Source organism: Flammeovirgaceae bacterium (assembly GCA_015180985.1).
GTDB lineage: Bacteria > Bacteroidota > Bacteroidia > Cytophagales > Cyclobacteriaceae > UBA2336.
In genome coordinates, this window is record CP054185.1 from 779,408 (window position 1) to 800,061 (window position 20,654).

Annotated in this window: 19 protein-coding genes; 13 read left to right on the forward strand and 6 right to left on the reverse strand. The window is 45.2% G+C overall.

Annotation, left to right across the window (positions count from 1 at the left end):
- Positions 1 to 35 precede the first annotated feature (35 nt).
- From HRU69_03745 to HRU69_03755, 3 genes are all read left to right on the forward strand, one after another.
- On the forward strand, positions 36 to 530 hold the full coding sequence (locus HRU69_03745; GenBank protein ID QOI96655.1) for an LEA type 2 family protein: 495 nt from the start codon (positions 36 to 38) through the stop codon (positions 528 to 530).
- Positions 531 to 563: 33 nt separating this feature from the next.
- Positions 564 to 1,319 carry a HAMP domain-containing histidine kinase gene (locus HRU69_03750; protein QOI96656.1) on the forward strand — a complete coding sequence of 252 codons (756 nt, stop codon included), beginning with the start codon at positions 564 to 566 and terminating at the stop codon, positions 1,317 to 1,319.
- Positions 1,320 to 1,568: 249 nt separating this feature from the next.
- On the forward strand, positions 1,569 to 1,919 hold the full coding sequence (locus tag HRU69_03755; GenBank protein ID QOI96657.1) for a GIY-YIG nuclease family protein: 351 nt from the start codon (positions 1,569 to 1,571) through the stop codon (positions 1,917 to 1,919).
- A 557-nt stretch (positions 1,920 to 2,476) separates the two neighbouring features.
- Here HRU69_03755 and HRU69_03760 read toward each other — a convergent pair.
- Positions 2,477 to 2,860, reverse strand: coding sequence for a response regulator (locus tag HRU69_03760; GenBank protein QOI96658.1), 384 nt, complete (start codon positions 2,858 to 2,860; stop codon positions 2,477 to 2,479).
- A gap of 152 nt (positions 2,861 to 3,012) precedes the next feature.
- On the opposite strand from HRU69_03760, the gene HRU69_03765 reads away from it, so the two are divergent.
- The 6 genes from HRU69_03765 (at position 3,013) to HRU69_03790 (ending at position 10,821) form a co-directional block, all read left to right on the forward strand.
- The gene (locus tag HRU69_03765; protein ID QOI96659.1) at positions 3,013 to 4,749 is read left to right on the forward strand and encodes a hypothetical protein; all 1,737 of its coding nucleotides are present in this window, start codon (positions 3,013 to 3,015) and stop codon (positions 4,747 to 4,749) included.
- Between the two features lie 507 nt (positions 4,750 to 5,256).
- The gene (locus tag HRU69_03770; protein ID QOI96660.1) at positions 5,257 to 6,030 is read left to right on the forward strand and encodes an HNH endonuclease; all 774 of its coding nucleotides are present in this window, start codon (positions 5,257 to 5,259) and stop codon (positions 6,028 to 6,030) included.
- Positions 6,011 to 6,292, forward strand: a complete 282-nt coding sequence (locus tag HRU69_03775) for a hypothetical protein (protein QOI96661.1) — start codon at positions 6,011 to 6,013, stop codon at positions 6,290 to 6,292. Before HRU69_03770 ends, HRU69_03775 begins: the two co-directional genes overlap by 20 nt.
- A gap of 135 nt (positions 6,293 to 6,427) precedes the next feature.
- Entirely contained in the window at positions 6,428 to 8,134 is a 1,707-nt protein-coding gene (locus tag HRU69_03780) for a hypothetical protein (GenBank protein ID QOI96662.1), read from the forward strand.
- A gap of 149 nt (positions 8,135 to 8,283) precedes the next feature.
- The gene (locus HRU69_03785) at positions 8,284 to 9,471 is read left to right on the forward strand and encodes an IS256 family transposase (protein QOI98815.1); all 1,188 of its coding nucleotides are present in this window, start codon (positions 8,284 to 8,286) and stop codon (positions 9,469 to 9,471) included.
- Between the two features lie 54 nt (positions 9,472 to 9,525).
- Positions 9,526 to 10,821 (forward strand): hypothetical protein, encoded by a 1,296-nt coding sequence (locus HRU69_03790; protein ID QOI96663.1) that lies wholly within the window; start codon positions 9,526 to 9,528, stop codon positions 10,819 to 10,821.
- 168 nt (positions 10,822 to 10,989) lie between these two features.
- On the opposite strand, the gene HRU69_03795 is transcribed toward HRU69_03790, so the two are convergent.
- The 4 genes from HRU69_03795 to HRU69_03810 are packed head-to-tail and all read right to left on the reverse strand — an operon-like array spanning position 10,990 to position 15,029.
- Positions 10,990 to 11,436: a DUF2214 family protein gene (locus tag HRU69_03795; GenBank protein QOI96664.1), complete on the reverse strand. Its 447-nt coding sequence runs from the start codon at positions 11,434 to 11,436 to the stop codon at positions 10,990 to 10,992.
- Positions 11,437 to 11,464: 28 nt separating this feature from the next.
- Entirely contained in the window at positions 11,465 to 12,535 is a 1,071-nt protein-coding gene (locus tag HRU69_03800) for a hypothetical protein (protein QOI96665.1), read from the reverse strand.
- Positions 12,532 to 13,764 (reverse strand): cation:dicarboxylase symporter family transporter, encoded by a 1,233-nt coding sequence (locus HRU69_03805; protein QOI96666.1) that lies wholly within the window; start codon positions 13,762 to 13,764, stop codon positions 12,532 to 12,534. The genes HRU69_03800 and HRU69_03805 overlap by 4 nt, the downstream gene beginning before the upstream one ends.
- Before the next feature lie 2 nt (positions 13,765 to 13,766).
- Entirely contained in the window at positions 13,767 to 15,029 is a 1,263-nt protein-coding gene (locus HRU69_03810) for a cation:dicarboxylase symporter family transporter (protein ID QOI96667.1), read from the reverse strand.
- A gap of 80 nt (positions 15,030 to 15,109) precedes the next feature.
- Here HRU69_03810 and HRU69_03815 point away from each other — a divergent pair, with 80 nt between their 5' ends.
- From HRU69_03815 to HRU69_03825, 3 genes are read left to right on the forward strand one after another with little or no spacing between them, the layout of a single operon-like run.
- On the forward strand, positions 15,110 to 16,009 hold the full coding sequence (locus HRU69_03815; protein QOI96668.1) for a bile acid:sodium symporter family protein: 900 nt from the start codon (positions 15,110 to 15,112) through the stop codon (positions 16,007 to 16,009).
- A complete protein-coding gene (locus tag HRU69_03820) occupies positions 16,006 to 17,055 on the forward strand; it encodes a 1-acyl-sn-glycerol-3-phosphate acyltransferase (GenBank protein QOI96669.1) in 1,050 nt (349 codons plus the stop codon). Before HRU69_03815 ends, HRU69_03820 begins: the two co-directional genes overlap by 4 nt.
- Positions 17,056 to 17,092: 37 nt before the next feature.
- Positions 17,093 to 17,752 carry a hypothetical protein gene (locus HRU69_03825; GenBank protein ID QOI96670.1) on the forward strand — a complete coding sequence of 220 codons (660 nt, stop codon included), beginning with the start codon at positions 17,093 to 17,095 and terminating at the stop codon, positions 17,750 to 17,752.
- 4 nt (positions 17,753 to 17,756) lie between these two features.
- Here HRU69_03825 and HRU69_03830 read toward each other — a convergent pair whose 3' ends face one another.
- On the reverse strand, positions 17,757 to 18,239 hold the full coding sequence (locus HRU69_03830) for a GNAT family N-acetyltransferase (protein ID QOI96671.1): 483 nt from the start codon (positions 18,237 to 18,239) through the stop codon (positions 17,757 to 17,759).
- A gap of 62 nt (positions 18,240 to 18,301) precedes the next feature.
- On the opposite strand from HRU69_03830, the gene HRU69_03835 reads away from it, so the two are divergent.
- Positions 18,302 to 20,647: a prolyl oligopeptidase family serine peptidase gene (locus tag HRU69_03835; GenBank protein ID QOI96672.1), complete on the forward strand. Its 2,346-nt coding sequence runs from the start codon at positions 18,302 to 18,304 to the stop codon at positions 20,645 to 20,647.
- Positions 20,648 to 20,654 lie beyond the last annotated feature (7 nt).

Consider the following 20,654-nt stretch of genomic DNA (forward strand, 5'->3'; position numbering starts at 1 on the left):
TTAGCACGAGATTGTCTATACTTACGCCAATGGCAATGAAGCGTAAAATCACCAACACCCCCCTTGTTCCCCCCTCGAGGGGGTATAGGGAAGTGTATCTATTACTATTATTATTCTTTCTTTTTCTTGCCTCCTGCAGCCCAAAGGAAAAAGTAGAGTTGCGCAGAATAAAAGATGTTGTTGTTGAAGTTAACACCGAGCCGCTGCTCCGGGCCAATGCGGTACTGTACAATCCCAACAAAATCAGCATGACGTTACGCAAAATTGATATGGAGGTTTTTGTAGATGGTAAGAAGGCGGCATTGATTGATCAGAAACTGAAAACAAAGGTTCCGGCAAAAGCTGAGTTTACCGTACCGCTTGAGGTAAAACTTAATCTGAAAGAATTAGGCTTTTTCGATACCGTATTGGCTGTGCTGGGCGGGAAGAAGATGAAAATCCGGTATAAAGGCTCTATCCGGTTTACCTACAAAAGTGTGCCGGTAACTATTCCAGTTGATTACCAGGATGAAATCCGGGTGCGTATCTGAACGCAAATCCGTACCTTCATCACTTCGAGTTGCATGAAAGATTTACCTTCAGACCATTCGAAACAGGTTGAATTGCTTCTTCAGAAAATTGAAGAACTTACTCAGAGTCAGCGCCACCTGCTCACCATCGCTTCACACGATGTAAAGTCGCCATTTAACCGCATGCATGCTTTGTTGCAACTGCTGCAAATGAATGTAACAAACTTAACCGATGAGCAGAGGAACTACCTCGAAAAAATGCACATCGTTATTGCCGATGGCATGGCCATGATCCGCAACCTGATTGATTACCGCAACCTGGAATATCAGGGCCTTAAACTGATGCCGGCCCCTTTTAGCCTTCGCGAATTTATCCATACCTCGCTAAAGGCAATTGATGGTGTGGCACGCAAGAAGCAACTTACACTTATAGCGAGCACGGTTGACGATTGCGAATTGCACACCGACCGTCACTGCCTGCAGCGTGCGTTTGATAATTTACTCTCCAATGCAATTAAATTTTCCTTTCCGGGAAAGTCGGTACATGTTCAGGCTGCTGTTTCCGGTAACCATGCCTTGATTGAAGTAGCTGATGAGGCGCGTGGATTTCTGCCCAATGAACGTGCTTCGCTGTTTAAAAAATTCAGCCGGTTTTCCAACCGCCCGACCGGAGGGGAAAGCAGTACAGGCCTTGGCCTGTACATTACGCAAGCCATGATGCAAAAAATAAGAGGAGGTGTGGAGTGTCAGACAACCGAAGGTATAGGCTCCGTGTTCCGGTTAACGTTTCCGACACGATTGCCGTCCTGAGCCACACGTAGGACCAATTATCCGAGTCAACAAATTAAATGATGCTTCGCTGAACTCAGCATAACAAAAAAAGATTGTCGTCCTGAGCCACGCGAAGGACCTCCTTATCTGGGTCACATAACAAGAGATGCTTCGCTAATCGCTCAGCATAACAAATAAACAGATTGTCTTCCATAGCCACACCCAAGCGGGGCGAAGGACCTCTTTACCAACGTTCTAAAAATCTTTTACTTAGTAAGCCATTAATTAATGAACCACCGCTTCTACACCTATATTACAACCAACCCATCTAAAAGGGTTCTCTATATCGGCATGACAAATCAGTTGGATCAACGGATTATTGAGCATTACCTGAACAGAGGAAACCCTGAAACTTTTGCCGGAAAATATTATTGCTATTGCCTGATCTATTGGGAAGATTTTCAATGGGTTCACGATGCCATTGCAAGAGAAAAGGAACTTAAGGGGTGGACCCGGAAAAAGAAATTAAACCTGATTCGAAAAAGTAATCCCAACCTGAATTTTTTGAATAAAAGCATTATGCCTGATTGGCCACCAAAAAATGCACAATCTCGTTCAGCACCGAGGAAGAAAAATTAATGTATGGAACAAAAGATGCTTCGCTGAACTCAGCACAACAAAAAAACAGATTGTCTTCCGGAGCCACGCCAGAAGCGGGCGAAGGACCTCTTATCCGAACCAACAAACAAAAGATGCTTCGTCACGCCTTCAACGTGGCTCGGCATAGCAAAAAACTTAGTTGACCCGAGCAAAACGAAGAAACTTTGTTAAAATCAAAAAAATTTGTTGTCCTGAGCCACGCATAAGCGGGGCGAAGGACCTCTTATCCAGGTCATAAACAAAAGATGCTTCGCTAATCGCTCAGCATAACAAATAAAGTTTGCCGTCCTGAGCCACGCCCAAAGCGGGGCGAAGGACCTCCTTATCTGGGTCACATAACAAGAGATGCTTCACTACGTTCAGCATAACAAATAAACAGCAAGCCAACAAATTAAGAGATGCTTCGCTCTCGCTCAGCATAACAAATAAGATTGTCGTCCTGAGCCACGCCTAAGCATGGCGAAGGACCTCTTATCCTGGTCATAAAACAAGAAGATGCTTCGCTAATCGCTCAGCATAACAAGTAAAAAATAGCTTTAATTGAAGAGGTAATAATCTTCATCCTTGCCCTCGAGGATGGCTTTGATGGATTCAATCACGCTGTCATCTTTAATAACGTAATCACGAACCCCCTTCCGGATAAAACTCAGCACCAGGTTGCCATCGTCAATAGCGCTCATCATGATGAGTTTGTTCTGATCTTTCATCTTGGCTTTAATGGCCTCGTAAAAATCAATGCCGGTTTTTCCGGGCAGTTTGTAATCCACAATAAAGGCATCCGGTAACGGGCCGCCATTCATCGCCTTCAGACACTCTTCGGCCGACTTGAAACTCTTTATTTTGAGGTTCGGATCCTGCGCAAGCGCCCGCTGAATGAACTCAGCGTAAATCTCATCGTCTTCGATGATGTGAATGGTCATAGGTAACAGGCCAACTAAATTCTGACGTGCAATATAATAAAGAATCGTTTGGCTGACATCGCTAAAAAAATCAAAAATTTGATTGATTTCATGTAAAAATCCGGGTTTTTAATTGCCGATGGAAGTAAATTCCTCCCGCAAAAATCAACACCATGAAAAAAATCACTGCGTTTATTACTGTGTTGCTGTTGCTTAGCATCCGCTGCACAACACCTACAGAAAATACAGCCAAACTGAAATTCTCCGTTTCCTTCACAGCCGAAATGAGCGACCAGGCGCAGGACGGCCGGCTGCTGCTTATGCTGGCCAATAACGACAAGTCGGAACCGCGCCACCAGATTGTTGACGGTCTCTCCACACAACTCGTATTCGGAATTGATGTGGAAGGCATGAAGCCCGGTGATGAAATTACAATTGATGCAACCGCCTTTGGCTACCCGATACAAAGTTTAAACGATGTACCGGCCGGTGAGTATTACGTGCAGGCGCTGCTTAACCGCTACGAAACCTTTACGCTGAAAACCGGGCACACGGTAAAACTCCCGCCCGACCAGGGCGAAGGCCAACAGTGGAACAGCAAGCCCGGCAATTTTTACAGCACACCGGTTAAAGTTTCGGTTGATCCGTCAAAGAAAGAAACAATCCGCGTGGTAATGGACCAGAAAATACCACCCGTTACCGAGCCGAAAGACACGAAGTACGTTCGCCACATAAAAATTCAAAGTAAAATGCTCACGGAGTTTTGGGGGAGACCCATGTTTCTGGGCGCCCACGTGCTGGTACCCGAAGGTTTTGATGATCATCCGGAGGCGCGGTATCCGCTCATGATTTATCACGGCCATTTTCCGAGCGACTTTGGCGGCTTCAGCGAAACTCCGCCCGACCCGAACATGGACACCACCGATTACAGCACCCGGTTTAACATTTACGGCTACCGGAAAATACAGGCACAGGAAGCATACAACTTTTACAAACAGTGGACGAGCAAAAACTTTCCGCGCTTTCTCATTATCGAAATACAACATGCCAATCCCTACTACGATGACTCGTATGCCGTGAACTCAGCCAACCTGGGGCCGTATGGCGATGCCATTATGTACGAGCTTATCCCAGAAATTGAAAAACAATTCCGCGGCATCGGACAGGGCTGGGCCCGTTTTACCTACGGAGGTTCAACCGGTGGCTGGGAAGCGCTGGCCGTGCAGCTGTTCTACCCCGATGAACTGAACGGATGTTTTGCCGCCTGCCCCGACCCCATCGACTTCCGCGCCTACTGCCTGGTGGATATTTATAAAGACAAGAATGCCTATTACTACGAAAGCGATTTTAAGAAACTGGAACGCCCCGGTTTCCGCAATTACCTCGGCCAGATTACAGCCACCCTGCGCGAGATGAACCACCGCGAACTGGCCCTCGGCACCAAATCACGCTCAGGCCAGCAGTGGGACATCTGGGAGGCCGTGTACTCACCGCAGGGTGAAGACGGCTACCCCAAGCGCCTGTGGGATAAAGTTACAGGTGAAATTAACCACACCGTGGCTGAATACTGGCGTGAGCACTATGACCTGCGGCACATCCTGCAACGCGACTGGGCCACCCTCGGTCCGAAGGTGCAGGGCAAAATTCATATCTACTGTGGCGACATGGATAATTATTACCTGAACAATGCCGTGTACCTGATGGAAGAGTTTTTGAAGAAAACAAAAAATCCGTTTTACGGTGGCGAAGTTGATTATGGCGACCGGGCCGAGCATTGCTGGAATGGCGACCACAACAATCCCAACTACATTTCACGGCTGCGCTACAACACCATGTATTTACCTAAAATATTGAAGCGCATTGAAACCAGTGCGCCCAAAGGAGCGGATTTGAAGAGCTGGAGGTATTGAAGAACTTACGGGTTCATCCCAAACAAACTAGTGGTTACCAGAATCATTGCGGCCACCAGTATGCCTATGACCAGGAATACAGTTCTGCGCAAATTGAGGGCTTTCATTGTGTGTACGCCTTATAGACTGCCAATATGAGCAAAGAGTTGAATGGCTCGCAAATTTTTGTTGCGAATCGTTGGACTGTCGTGACGAACTGTCGTTAACAGGTGATGAGTCAGGGCAGAATTTCTCACAACAAGGTTTGTTCCTTTAATCATCCAAATGACAGGTAAGGATTGACGAATTAAGTCATAAATTCATCCTATGGATGTGCATTGAATTTTTACCCTCATAACTTATGATTGATTTTAATTATGTTTTTATTATCAGCGACCAACCCCAAACTTATCCTAAGCGCGGTAATAGAACTGATTTAATTCTCGATTTATCTAACACGAAGAATCGAACGCAAATACATCATTGTTTAAGCGATAACTGTAACTTTACTTTTGTAATAGACGAAACATGAAAGAAGGCCAAAAACTCTGGACGCGTGAAGATCTGATCCTAACGATTAACCTTTACTGCAAACTCCCCTTTGGTAAACTTCACAGCAGAAATCCTGATGTGATTGAGTTAGCAAACCTGATTCATCGTACACCCGGTTCGGTCGCTTTTAAACTTGTGAACTTTGCAAGTCTTGATCCGCAACTTAAAGCAAGAGGCATTAAAGGTGCTTCGAACGTAAGTAATTTAGATAAAGAGATTTGGAATGAGTTCTTCAACAATTGGGATAACCTGTTTATAGAGAGTGAAAATCTATATGCAAAGAAGAAAAAAATCACTGTTGACCGATTATACGAAATTGACTTAACTGATTTGCCGAAAAGTGGCGAAGAAAAAGAGAGAATGGTTAAAGTAAGAACGAATCAAATTGTGTTTCGAACATTAGTAATGACCAATTATGATTTTAGTTGCTGCATCACGGGCATCAATCAACCTGAATTACTGATTGCAAGTCACATTAAGCCTTGGAGTCAGGATACCACTAACAGGTTAAATCCTAAAAATGGATTATCGCTGAACGCACTTCACGATAAAGCTTTCGATAACGGACTCATTACCATTACTGAAGACTATAAAGTAAAAGTGTCCTCAATTTTGCTGAAGAAAGAATCAACCAAAAGCATCAAACAAAACTTTATACAGTTTCATAATAAGCAGATTACACTACCAAAAAAGTTTATGCCCGATCCAGAATTTTTGAAACATCACAATCATGAGTACTTCAAGAAATAACCTAAAATTCAATTACAAATACCGCGATACAGGTAACTATAAAGTGTTTGGTAATGTGATTTTTACTAATCCTGATGAATACTCTCTTGAACTCGTTGAGAGTAAACTAAGAGCTTCTTTAATCGATTCTGAATTCTTTGACCCTAATGATTGGAAACTACCTCGTTTAAAATTTGATGACTGGGTTCCTGATTTGGACCAGACATGGAATGAATATGAAAGTGTTGAGTACACTTTAAAACTTCCAACACAAGAAAGATAAAATAAGTGAATTTATAGAGTTTATTGACAGGCTGCCTCGATATGAACAAAGTCACAATATTTAAATATGCTTGATGTAAAATAAGTTAACCGGTCTGCTGGCCTAGCTAATTTTTATATTTTGTCTTTAACAAAGATGATTGATAAAAAAATTGCCGTTCTTATAGGGAAAGCTATAAGAGAAGGAAAATATCTAAACATTACTTATAAAAATAAGAGTGGAGAGATCACGCCATTCTGGATTAGCATACAAGACATTAATGCAAATGATGAGCTGTATGTACATATGTTTAATGTCACAAAGGACGAACCACTTTTAAATAAAAAAATATTTATCTCAGGAATTCAGTCAGCTGAAATTCTGAAATTTTCACACTATGAAGTCCCTGAAGAACTAATAAGAAAACTGGAGGAGGATAAGAGTTTGCAGATCTATGATTTTCACAGGTATGACAATAACATTTTGAATTATTACCTCGAATGCTACAAAGCAAATAGAGACCCCTTTCTGCACAAAACCTATCTTATTCAAGGCTTAGATCTCCCAGAATTACAAAAGAAAGCTCCCTATTCATTAACGGATACACAACTAAAGCAAATAGTTAGGGAGATCTACAACAATGAATTTAATTCCTTCAATGACTATGATTTGGCTTTATGTGAGTTTTCTATTGACTTATTCTCGAGAGGCAAATTTGTAGTGGCTTTCAGAAAGCTAACGTTTGACCCTGTTCAAAAAACGCTACATCTTGGCAGCAAATCAGAATTTAACCCCAATTTCTACATACAAGGGATTAAGCATACGCTTTCTTACTACACAGATTTAAGTCCGGCTGATTTTGAAGCAATGTATGCCAACAATAAGGCTGAAACCATTGAGCTGTTGAAAGGTAATTTTAAGATGGGTGAGCTGCCTAATACAAGACCTGAAGTAGTTGTTTTGGGGTATACTCAGGTTGACATTGCTCGAATTTATGACAACATAAATTCAGATCACAAGAACAATGAAGTACAGATTCCTATAAAAGCATTTTTTCAAAACCCCTCACTGCTGGACAGAAAGAATAGAAAAGAGCCCCACATTGTTTTGTATGATAATCAGGTAAACATCGACCAGCTCCGTACGGTCTACAATGCCCTAAAATACCCGATCACGTACGTGCAAGGCCCACCCGGCACAGGTAAAACCCAAACACTGTTAAATATCATTGTGAATTGCCTGGCCAATGGCAAAAAACTTCTGATTTCGTCTAATAACAATGTGCCAATAGATGGCATAAAGGAGAAATTGTATTTAGGCGAGTATCGTGGAAAAAAAATATTACTTCCCGTAATCAGGTTGGGTAATAACGAATATGTAGCAAAGGCATTAAGAATCATAAAAGCCTTGTATGCATTTGAAACAAAGGACGTACCTAAGGAGGAGCTGTTAATTAATTTGAAAGAGAAGTCGAAAGAGAATAATAAGTTATTGCTAAGCAGGTTAAAACAGTATGAGGATCGGCTTGACGTAAAACAAAACCTCGAATTCGTAAATGGATTATTGTCAAAAGAGCAAAACCACCTGCTGGAAAAGGAAAAGAATAAACTAGAGGAAAAACTTGCTCAGCTACCAGATATTACCAATGAGGACTTAAAAAACATCTATGAAGTAATCAAGGGCAATCATCAATTGCTTCAATTCTTTTACTTCGAATCATTGCGTTGCATTAAGCGATTAAAAACCAAGGATTACGCTCCACTTATTGAAATCCTGAATAATGAAGATGAGCAAGCCCAAATAAAAGAATTTAATAAGTGGATCGCTGATGATGATAATCTGGAGAAATTCACAAAAGGGTAACGACTAAGCAACTGTGTAAAGGCCCGATTCGGCCTTGCTGAAAGGGGATGTGGAATGTACCACTTTCAGCCGAATCGGTTGCATTTAAAGACTTAACTTTAAACACAGTTACCATGGAAAATCAAGAACAACACCCACTACTCAAAGAGATGCTCACCCCTGAGTTTCTCAAGCAATTTAAGAATTCGAAAGACCTCAACAGCTTTATCGATGAACTTTTCAAAAAGGGCATGGAGCAAATGCTGGAAGGTGAACTCGATGGCCATTTGGGCTATGCCAAACATTCACCAGAAGGGATTAACTCCGGGAACTCACGGAACGGAAAAACCCGTAAGACCATCAAGACCACGCGAGGTGAACTACAGATAGAAGTACCTCGGGATCGGAACAGCACGTTTGAGCCCGTCCTGGTTCCCAAGCGCAGCCGGTTCGTAGAAGGCATCGAAGAAATTATCATCTCCTTATATGCCCGGGGTATGAGCGTACGCGACATTGAAATACAAATCCGGGAAATCTATGGTGTGAATGTTTCGGATGCCACTATTTCCAACGTTACCTCGCGGGTACATACGTTGGTAACGGAGTGGCAAAGCAGGCCTCTTTCATCGGTGTACTTTGTGGTGTGGATGGATGGGATCGTATTCAAAGTCCGGCAGAATGGGAAGGTGATCAACAAAACCATTTACCTGGCCGTAGGCCTTAATGCTCAGGGGTTTAAGGAAGTATTGGGCATGTGGCTGGGTGAAAGCGAAAGTGCTTCATTCTGGATAAGTGTACTTACTGATTTAAAAAGCCGTGGCGTGGAAGATATTCTCATCACCAGCACCGATAATCTGAAGGGCTTCACCGATGCAATCACCAGCGTGTTTACCCAATCGGTAACCCAGATTTGTGTAGTTCATCAGATCAGAAATGCGCTTCGCTACGTTGTCTGGAAAGACAAGAAACAATTTGTAGCCGATTTGAAGACTGTTTACGGAGCACCAAACAAAGAGCTGGCTGCTCAAGCCTTAGAGCAGCTTGAAGTAACATGGGGCAAAAAATATCCGCATGCTATCAAGTCGTGGAAAACGAATTGGGATAACCTCACGCACTTCTTCGATTATCCGATCGAAATCCGAACGCTGATCTATACCACGAACATTATCGAAAATCTCAACGGAAAAATCCGCAAGTATACCAACAACAAACTTTCGTTCCCTGACGACCAGGCGGTGGTGAAAGCGGTGTACCTGGCTTTACGGGAGATCACCAAAAAATGGACCTTGCCCGTGAGAAACTGGCCACTAATCGTAAATCAATTTTTAACTATCTTCGAAGGCAGATGCAAAATATAAAACCTTTACGCAGTTGCTTAGTCGTTACCCAGCACTTACACACTTAATTAGGCAGTGTCCACAAAAGTTTTTCCTGTTATTCTTACCACCAATCTATCCAGCCGTAAACTGGGTAAAAAGTATAAGTTTGATTTACTCGCCATTGACGAAGCCGGTCAATGTGATGTAGCAACAAGTCTTATCCCAATTTCAAAGTGTAAGAATATCGTGCTAATAGGTGACACCAATCAACTAAAACCCATTGTTCTTTTCGAGGAAACCAGAAATGAAGAGTTGATGAAACAGTTCGCTGTAAGTGAGCCATATGACTACTTCCATAATTCCATTCTTTCAACCTACAAGCGAATCGACAACATATCGAGAGATATTTTATTGAGCTATCATTATCGCTGTGGTAAAAAGATAATCAACTTTTCTAACATGCGGTTTTATGAGAACAAGTTGAATCTTTCAATGCTTAGTAATATCGGAGAGGTGCGACTGGTTGATGTGAATAATGTAAATCATAAGCTAAAGAATTCCACACTGGAAGAGGCACAGGGTATAGTCAACTACATTAAAGAAAATAAACTATCCGATGCATTTATTATTACTCCATTCCGAAACCAAGAAGATGCTTTAAATCACTTGTTGCAAGCAGCAAAAGAAAAGGGTGAAATTGATCCCTCCGTAAGTTGTGGCACAATTCATAAAGTTCAGGGACAGGAAAATAAGACTATTATTATATCAACATCTATTTCAAGAGATACAACACCTCGTACCTATGATTGGGTAAAGAACAACAGTCAGTTAATTAACGTAGGGGTTACCAGGGCGCAAGAGAAATTAATTGTATTTACAGATAAAAAAGCTATCGAAAGTTTATCCAGAAAAGATGATGACTTATATGCGCTAATTGAATATGTGCAACAAAATGGAACTACACAGGTCTCTCAAAGCACGGTAAACAAGTTCACCATTGGTTTCTCAAATAATTCAGTATTCGAAGATGAATTCTATAAAACGATGAGTCATTACTGTTCGATTCAGGGATCGAGATTTAAAAGAAATGTAAAACTAACAGACCTGTTTCCAGAAGAGATCAATAATCCAGCTTTAAATAAACGAGAGTTTGATGGTGTTATCTATGTGGGTAAAGTACCTCAGATAGTATTTGAGATCAATGGTGCTGATCATTACCACAATAGAAAACGGATGGAGTCTGATAAACTTAAAGGTCAATTGATTAATAGCAAAAATCTCAAATTGATTCTAATCCCAAATCAATATGTTAAGCACTATGAATATATACGAGAGTTAATGAATAAAATCAAAGGGGGTACTTATCAAAAAACTTTGTTTGAAGTCTGATTTTTCACTACTCCTTTTACATTTGGTGCATTTTTTAACCCGTAAAAATCAACCCTCATGTACAACGCCCTATCGCCCACCTGCTGTTTAAACCTTATTACAGTGAAAACGAACACAGCGGCCAGACTGGGTTAGCTTCAAGCGGCATACAGACAAGCGGCAGTGGGTCTATCCAAAATACCCCACCCCTCTCGCCATCAGCCCGGCCAGCAGCGGGATAATGAACAGCAGCACCAACTCCAGCCGCAGCATCCAGATAACGGAGGCGGGCACCATCACTTCTTCCTGCGGATTTCCTTTGCGGTTTTTTAAAAAGAAAACTGTAGGGTAGATGGACAGCAGACCAATGGTGATGAACAGGGTGAGTTTGATATGAAAAATCCAGTTTTTGGTATATACCACCGCGGGCTTGCCCACACCGCCCAGCCAAAGGGTTAGTCCGGCAATAAGCAGCACTACAGCCGCCACGCCATACACGGCATCAATTTTTGCCAGCCGGCTTAGTTCGCAGCGGGTAAGCGTTTTCTTCAACAACAAATGCTCGGAGGCCAGCGCTGCCACAATGGTAAAAATACTGATGAAGTGTATGTAGCGAAGGAAGAGTTCGGTGGTCATATCGTTTGCTTTTTCAAAAGTACAACTCTTAACGGGTTAGCCACGAAGCCACTCCAAAACAAACTTTCCGCATCAGCCGGTAGTGTGGCTTGTCTTTAACCAGGCGGTTGTGAAATCCCTCTTTCCATTTCTCCTTGAAACTGACCTGCATCAACTTTTCTTCTGCCTGGCTTATCGTTAACTGAATTTTTTCAGGCTCGTTGACATCAACTTTTTCCAATGCATCAAGAAACCGGTTGTAAAAAGAGTCGCGCATCATGCGTTGCTGTTGATGATCCTTTGTGATCTTCCGGGGCGGCCGAACAAAGGCCGGGTTCAGGTTAATCTCCCACAGTTGCAATTTACCGTTAACCAAAGCGTAATCAGCCCGGCCATAGGTAATGCCGGCTTGCGCGAAAATGGTTTTCAACCAGGCTTCATGAGGATTCGTTTGCATATACGTTTCCACTTCGGCCCTACGGCTTCGCATCAGGTCATCATTCGCGTCAACCATCGATTTCACCTTCCACGAACGGCTGAAGTTGAGGTATCGCGGCATTACCCTGTCGCCCAATACAAAGGCGGAATATTTTGAATAGATCCCATTATCATCCGCCACATCGAGGTACTCAATAATCAGCAATTGGTTGGTTCTGTATCCGAGCAGATTCAGCTTTCGAAGCTCGTGTTTTATTTCATCGGTACTGTACAATAACGTGGTTAGCGGGCCGGTATGCCGATCGGCCTCACGGATAAACACGGGATACCGGAGGTACCCCAACGGTCCATCGGCACGGGTAACGTCAAAACTGTTGACTCCCGATGCCGCCATTCTTTTTAGCAAGTCGTACCGGAGCAAAACCTTTTCAGGATTGTTGAGCAACCTGAGATGAGGGTACCTGCTGTAAAGTTGGTTGTAAATCTGCTTTGCAACCTCACGCTGTTCACCATTCAGAAAGTCAATGTCTGAAAAGATAAAACTACCCGCCCGTAAATCCCGCAGTTGTCCGATTTGTTCCCACGGAATAATGCGTATCCGATCGGCAAAAATTTTTCCGCGTGAGCGCAGGAAATTCCGGATAGGAAAGCTGTTGCGCGTAGTAACCAGAAAGTAAATCATAACCGGGTAGATTCAACAGTTACCGATTGAGTTGCTGCAGGGGTTGCTGTTCCCCGAAGCATAACTGACGTTACCGTGCCAATTTCCGTCACATTCAGCACCGTTTTGAATACATCCGGAATAGCATCCACGGCTTTTAAGACCATCACCCCTTCCAGCGGAATGCCTGCGGCAAGAAACACGGGCAAGCTGTACACTTTGCCCATCTGGGGCAACCCCGGACTGCCAAAGCTTGTAATCATCATTAAACCAAGGAACATGAGCAGGTTTGGCCACTCCACGGGTAAGCCATACAAGCGCGAAAGCAGGAAAAACGAAAACGGATTGGCTACCATGAGGTTGATGCGAAAAAAAGAAACAAACAGGGGCACCGCCATACCGGTTATCTTTTCCTCGCCTGTAAACTTTGTTGTGCTCACCAGCAGTGCCGGAAGTGATGCCAGGGATGAACTGGTGCTTGCAGCCAACAGCTGTGACGGAAGCATTGCATGCGCAAAATGGCGTACCGGAGTTGAGCCGAAGAGCAGCACAACCACATACATCAGCGCTGTAACTACCACCAACACGGCACAAACACCTGCCACATAAAATCCAACCGTACCCGCCAGTTGCAGTCCGTTTTGACTGGTAATCACAAATGCAATACAACCGACTGAAAGGGGCAATGTCTGGAACAGGATTTTCAACCAGTTAAACAATTTTTTTACAGCACGGGTCAACCGGTCAATAACCGGGTAGCGGAAACCTTTTCCAATGCGACTCAAAATTATCGCACCAACAATTGAACACAGGATAGCAGGTATAATAAAACGCGTAAGCAATTGTTGCGTCTCTGCCATTACCGACAGAATCCTGAAAGAAACCGTGTTATGAAGCGCAGTGGTTGATGCAAATGCGGTAGAAGGCAGACCCCGACTCAGAAAATAACTTAGTCCAACCGATACCACCGCACCTGAACCCAATAACAGAATATGAACAATCAATCCGCGCACAGCCAGTTTTCCAAACAGGCTTGCCTGGAGCAGTGTTAAAAAGCTGATAATCAGATTACCAGCCACCAGCGGTATCGCCAGTACAAGCAAAACCAGTATCCAGCTTCTTGAAAAGACTTCCGCGCTCAGAAACAGAAATTCAGTCAGAGGGGTACTTTCCGAATACAATCCGGCAGTAATTCCAATCGTCAGACCAAGCAATGATCCAATCGAAATCCAGTGTGAGGGTTTAGGCATTTTCACACCCGGGTTGTAGTTGACGAAACCACGAGTTCAAGTTTATTCGATCGGGTAACCAACGAAGCGATGGTCATCCCTTCGGTAACATTAAGCATTGTTTTAAACATATCGGGAATAACGTCAATGGCCTTGGTAAGTACAATCATTTCGAGCGGAACACCCAGTGCCAGAAACACCGGCATTGTCGCCAGTTTACCACCACTCGGCAAGCCAGGACTGCCAAAACTCAGTATCAAAATAAGACCAAGAAAAAGCAGCGTGGATACCCCATCAGTCGGGATAGCATATAATGCAGTAAAAAACACATACGAAAAAACAGATGTGATTGCCCTGTTCAACCGGAACACGGAAACTGAAAATGGAATAACCAACCTGGATACCGATGGAGGAATGCCTGCCCCCTGTTCGGCACTCGTTAGCAAGGCAGGCATGGTGGCCAGTGATGACCTTGTGCTGGCCGCAACGAGTTGTGCTGGAAACAACGCTCGGGCAAAAACTCCGAACGATACTGCACCGAAACTTCTGGCAATCAGGTAAAGAACCAGGGTGAACGCCATCAGCATCCCGATGAGTGCCAACACATACTGGCCCATTATTCCCGCCAACGTGTATCCATGCCTTGCCGTAAGCGCGAATGATAAAGTGAGTGCAGCAACCGGCAGGAGAAGCAGCAATCCATTCATTGCCGTTGTTGCTCTTTCAGAGAGATTGTGTACACGCTCAAGCCAACGATCACGTTTGAGTTTGTAAAACCGGGTGATGATCAACGCGGTTACTGCGAATGCAAGAAGTGCGGGAAGTATGATCCGGGCGAGTGATGTTTGTACGACATCCGTCCAGATAATGAGTTGATGAACTGCCCCAGTCCCATCCGTTGTTAAATCCGGGCCATCTGTGTGCAAAAGCAACGTAAAACCGTACGTTATGTAGTTGGTAATGGCGTAACCTACCGACAGAGTAAAGCACATGCCCAACAGCATGATCAGTACATGAAATACCAAGGCATGCCATCCTATCTTTCCGGCAAGCCTTCCACCGGACATGGATGAAACAATACTGAAGAGATACGCACCTACCAACGGAATAGCCACCGTGATCAACAAGGTGAGCCACACCTTACCGGTTAATTCCGCCCAGAAAATAATGTCATTCCAGTTTTTCTGATGCTCACTCACCAGCCAGCCCGATACGAATCCGGTAATGAGTGCAAGCATTGCAATTAACGCACTGTTGAATGAACCTTTGTTTGTAATTACCGCCATTCCGGTCAAAAATGAAATTTAGCAAACGTCTTTCAGCAGCGCTGTACCGGTTATCAATAATTTTCGTTAGTTAGCAATTCATGCACCAGCCCATTCAGCTACACTTTACCACCGGCAACACCTGGGTACTTAATTTTTGCCTGGCGGTAATTATGTTTGGCGTTGCCCTTCAATTAAAAACCGATGATTTTAAACGGTTAAGCAAAACACCCCGCACCGCCATGGCCGGCCTGGTGGCACAGTTCTTGGCTCTGCCTGCCATAACCTACCTGCTGGTACTTGTTATTAACCCCTCGCCCGCCATGGCACTTGGGCTTATTCTGGTTTCGGTATGTCCGGGCGGAAATATTTCCAATTTTATGTCGAGCCTGGCAGGCGGTAACGTTGCGCTTTCGGTGGGCCTTACGGCAGCCGGTTCGTTTCTTTCAGTTTTTTTAACACCGCTCAACCTGCAATGGTGGGGCAGTTTATATGCACCGGCTTCTGCGCTGCTGCGCGAGGTAGAAGTGAGTTTCTCCGAAGTGTTCATCACCATTTTTCTGATTGCCGGTATTCCGCTGATGTTCGGCATGCTCATTAATCACCGGTATCCGCTGGCGGCAAAAAAAATCAGCCGGTGGCTCAAGCCTGTGTCTGTTCTGCTGTTCATCGGGTTTGTTGTTGTGGCGTTTGCACAAAACACCGATGTCTTTCTTAATTATATTCACCTGATTTTTTTTGTTGTGCTTGTTCACAATGCGCTGGCGTTCACCACCGGCTACTGGGTTGCAAAAATCGGGCGGGCCGGTTATACCGATCAGCGCACCATTGCCATCGAAACCGGCATTCAGAATTCCGGGCTTGGCCTGGTGCTGATCTTTTCCTTTTTCAATGGCCTGGGCGAAATGGCGCTGGTGGCCGGCTGGTGGGGCATCTGGCACATTGTATCAGGCCTGGGCCTGTCGTATTATTGGTCGCGCAACCCGGCTCCGGCTGTATGAACAAACTATTGTATTACTTCCTCCGGATTTATGTATGGTGTGCCTTACACATCTACTTTAAAAAAATTATTGCACGCCAAACCGAAAACATCCCCCGCAAAGGGCCTGTGCTGTTTCTGGCAAATCACCAAAACGCCTTGCTGGATGCCCTGGTAATAGCGGTTACTGCTCCGCGCTACTGTTATTTCATTGCCCGGGCCGATGTTTTTAAAAACAGCATCGCTGCCCGCCTGCTTAGCCTGATTAATATGCGGCCCGTGTACCGCCTGCGCGATGGCATAAAATCCATACCCAATAACAAATATACATTTACATGGGCCAGCAGCGTATTGTTACGAAATGAATGCCTGTTATTTTTCCCCGAAGGCAATCACAGTTTGTTGCGAAGAGTGCGACCGCTGAGCAAAGGCTTTACCCGCATTGTAGGTGAAGCGCTGGTGAACAACCCCTCATTGGATTTACAAATTATCCCGGTGGGCATTAACTACACCAACCATACCGGGTTCAGGGGCTCAGTAAGTATTTATTATGGCAAGCCGGTCGGGGCCAGCCTGTTCAAAAACAACCTGCTCCCGCTTCGTGATGCAGTGGAAGAAAAATTAAAATCATTAACCACGCATGTTGAGGATGAAGCAACCTACCATAAAGTAATCGGCAAGCTGGAACAAACTTTACCCGACTACCTCGATCCAATCGAAACCAATCGCAGGATCAGGCTGATTGAAGAGGGCCTGCCGGTGGATACAGCCGTTGTAAAGAGGTCTTCAAAATCACCCTTCCGGTATATGTTGTACCCGCTCTACTGGCTGTGCCTGCTGGTTAATGTTATACCCTTGCTTCTGTGGAAGTGGCTGAAGAAAAAAATAACCGATCCGGTTTTTACCGGCACCATCCGGTTTGCCGTAGGCATTACGGTAGTGCCGGCAACATACATGACTGAAATTTTAACTATAGGCGCATACTCCTTTTCAGGAGGTTTTGCTTTGGGTGTCTTTTGTTTGTTGTCGTTGCCACTCGGGTTTTACCTCAAGAAACAAATTGCTTAGGTAGCAAAAAAGATTCATATCTTCGAATAGCCTTGCCATGATGAAACCATTTACCCTGCCCGCGCTCAGCATTGTAATGCTATCCTCCTGCGCCACCCTTACTGATTCTCCCAAGTATCAGTTAAGCAACGGCCATTACGATTTCCGCCAACAAGGCAATAAATACACAAAGGTGTTTGTTGAGGTTACCGATGACTCGGTGAAAATCTACCCGAGCAATGGCGAAACCATCAGCATCATTCCTTCAAAAGATGAATTTTTCAGAACGAAAAATTTTGATCTGGATGTTACCACCATTGGTTTCCGGTACCGGCCGGCCACACAAAACCTGCCGCGTCAGCTCAATGCCAACTTCAACGGCAACTTGTATTTTGGTTACCGGATTGATCGCTTCCAGATTGATTTTTTGGAGACACCTGCCGGTATTAAAAAAATACATCGCCACCGCGCCTTTACCATTGGCGCTTTCGGTGGAATGGGCTCAACGTTTGTAAGTCCGTGGACAACCAACAACCAAACAACCGATGAATATGATGGTTTTATTCTATCGCGCGGGTTTGCTGCCATGGCCGGCATCAACAACTTAACGGTAGGTGTTGCCCTGGGTTGGGATTACCTCACCGATCGCGATCAAGATGTTTGGATTTACCAGAACAAACCGTGGCTTGGTTTGATGATTGGGCTGAACATTAACTGAAATTTTAAGCTGATACCTTCTTCCTGTAAAACGTATCGCACGCAAAATGGCCGGTGTTGCCGCACGGGCCCGGGATTTTTTCAAACCCGTTTCTCTCATACAGTTTCATCGCCTGCTTCATGGTGTTAAAGGTTTCGAGGTAGCAGTATTTAAAACCAATGGCCGTTGCTGCTTCCAGGCATTTGTCCAGAACCCGTTGGCCCAATCCTTTGCCCCGGCCTTCGGGTAAAAAATACATCTTCTTCAACTCGCAGGTGTCTTCATCACCCTGCTCCAGCGGGGCCACACCTCCGCCACCCAATATTTTTCCGTTTTCTTCACAAACAAAATAGGCGCAGCGAGGTCGGTTATATGCACCATACATATCATCCACCTCCTTGTCATGAATGGCAAAGCCTTTTCCGCTGGCGCCAAACTCCGGCATCACCGTACGGATGATGGCAGCCACCTGCGCGTTGTCTTCCTTTCTTATAGGCCTGATGGTCATTCGTGTAAATGCCGGTCTGTCGGTGCCAATTTAGTTTAACTTGGCAGCAAAACTAAATTCCTATGCGCCTGGCCTTTTATTTTTTTCTGCTTGCTGCAACAGCAACCGCTCAGCAACTCACTGAACTTACCGTTGAAAAAATCATGCGCGACCCGAAATGGATAGGCACCGCGCCATCGAACATCCGCTGGTCGCACGACAGCAAAACGGTGTACTTCAACTGGAACCCCGAAAAAGCACCGGGCGATTCACTTTATAAAATCACGCTCACCAACCGGGTGCCCCAAAAAGTTACGAAGGCCGAACGGCTGGCACTGCCTTCGGGCAACGGCACGTACAACAAAGCCTTTACAAAATTCGCCTATGAAAAAAATGGGGACATTTATTTGCTGGATGTACCCACCGGCCGAACGATACAGATTACCAATACATCGGGTCGCGAAAGCAATCCGTATTTTTCGGGTGATGAGAAACGCATCGTCTTTACTTACGAACAAAACCTGTATGGCTGGGAAATAACCACCGGCAATGTAACCCAATTCACCGATTTCAGGCGCGGCAAAAAGCCCGGCACACCACCGGCCAGCGACCAGGAAAAATGGCTGAAAAACGACCAACTTGCCTACATCCGGGTATTGCGCGAACGCAAGGAAAATCGGGATGCCGCTCAGAAAAAACAAAAAATTGAAGAGCCCAAACGCCCCAAAGAAATTTACCTGGACGACCGCACACTGAGCCAGTCTCGGCTAAGCCCCGATGGCAACTTTGTAACTTTTGTGCTCACTAAAAATGCTTCAGTAAAAACAGCCATTGTTCCGAATTATGTAACCGAATCGGGATTTACGGAAGACATCAACACCCGCACCAAAGTAGGCGCCCCGTTAAGCACGTCCGAGTTATTTGTTTACGATGTGAAGCGCGATACCGTGCTGCAGGTTAAAACCGATGAGGTGCCCGGCATTTTTGATCAGCCGGCTTACCTGAAGAGCACTTCAAAAAAAGACGATGGCAAGGAGAAAAAGCCGCAACCCCGTCCGGTAACATTTTTTGGTCCGATCTGGTCGGCCGATGGTGCCTTTGCCGTAATGCAGTTGCGCGCTGCCGACAACAAAGACCGGTGGATTATGCTGCTCAACCCGGCAACGCAAAAGCTTACGTTGCTCGATCGCCAGCACGATGACGCCTGGATTGGCGGCCCGGGTACCGGAGGTTTCGGGGGTGCAGGCATCGGGTGGCTGGCCGATAACAAGAGCGTGTGGTTTCATTCGGAAGAATCGGGTTATTCGCACCTGTATGTAGTGGATGTAACCACCGGCAAAAAGCAGGCGTTAACAGCAGGCACTTATGAGGTGCAGTCGGCCCAGCTTTCGCGCGATAAAAAATACTTCTATATCATCACCAACGAAGTGCATCCCGGTGAAAAACATTTTTACCGGTTGCCGGTAACGGGCGGCAAGGCCGAACGGCTCACCACTATGACGGGCGCCCACGAAGTTGAACTGTCACCGGATGAGAAGATGATTGCCTTTCGCTACTCGTACAGCAATAAGCCGTGGGAACTATTTGTACAGGAGAATAAAGTTGGTTCAAAGCCTCAGCAAATCACCAACTCGGTAACCGATGAATTCAAATCGTACCCGTGGCGCGACCCGGTGGTAACCACATTCAGGGCGCGCGATGGCGCCCAGGTATACACCCGTTTGTACAAACCGGCCAAGCCCAATGGCGCTGCCGTAATTTTTGTACATGGTGCCGGCTACCTGCAAAACGCACACAAGTGGTGGAGCAGCTACTTCCGCGAATACATGTTCCACAACCTGCTGGCCGATAAGGGATATACCGTGCTCGATATGGACTACCGCGCCAGCGCAGGCTATGGGCGCGACTGGCGCACCGGCATTTACCAGTTTATGGGCGGAAAGGATTTAACCGACCATGTGGATGGCGCGGCCTGGCTGGTAAATGAACACGGTATTGATCCGAAACGGATCGGCATTTATGGCGGATCGTACGGTGGATTCATTACGCTGATGGGCATGTTTACAACGCCCGAGGTATTTGCTGCCGGAGCGGCATTGCGCCCGGTTACCGATTGGGCGCATTACAATCATCCGTACACATCAAATATTCTTAATCTCCCCTATACCGATAGCCTGGCCTACGCGAAGAGTTCGCCCATCTACCATGCCGAAGGATTAAAAGGCGCCTTGCTGATTTGTCATGGCATGATTGATGTGAACGTGCACTTTCAGGATGTGGTACGCTTATCACAACGGCTTATTGAACTTGGAAAAGATAACTGGGAACTGGCCGTGTATCCGTTAGAGGACCACGGCTTTGTTGAACCCAGCAGCTGGACTGACGAGTACAAGCGGATTTTAAAATTGTTTGAAGAGAACCTGAAGTAGCCGCTCA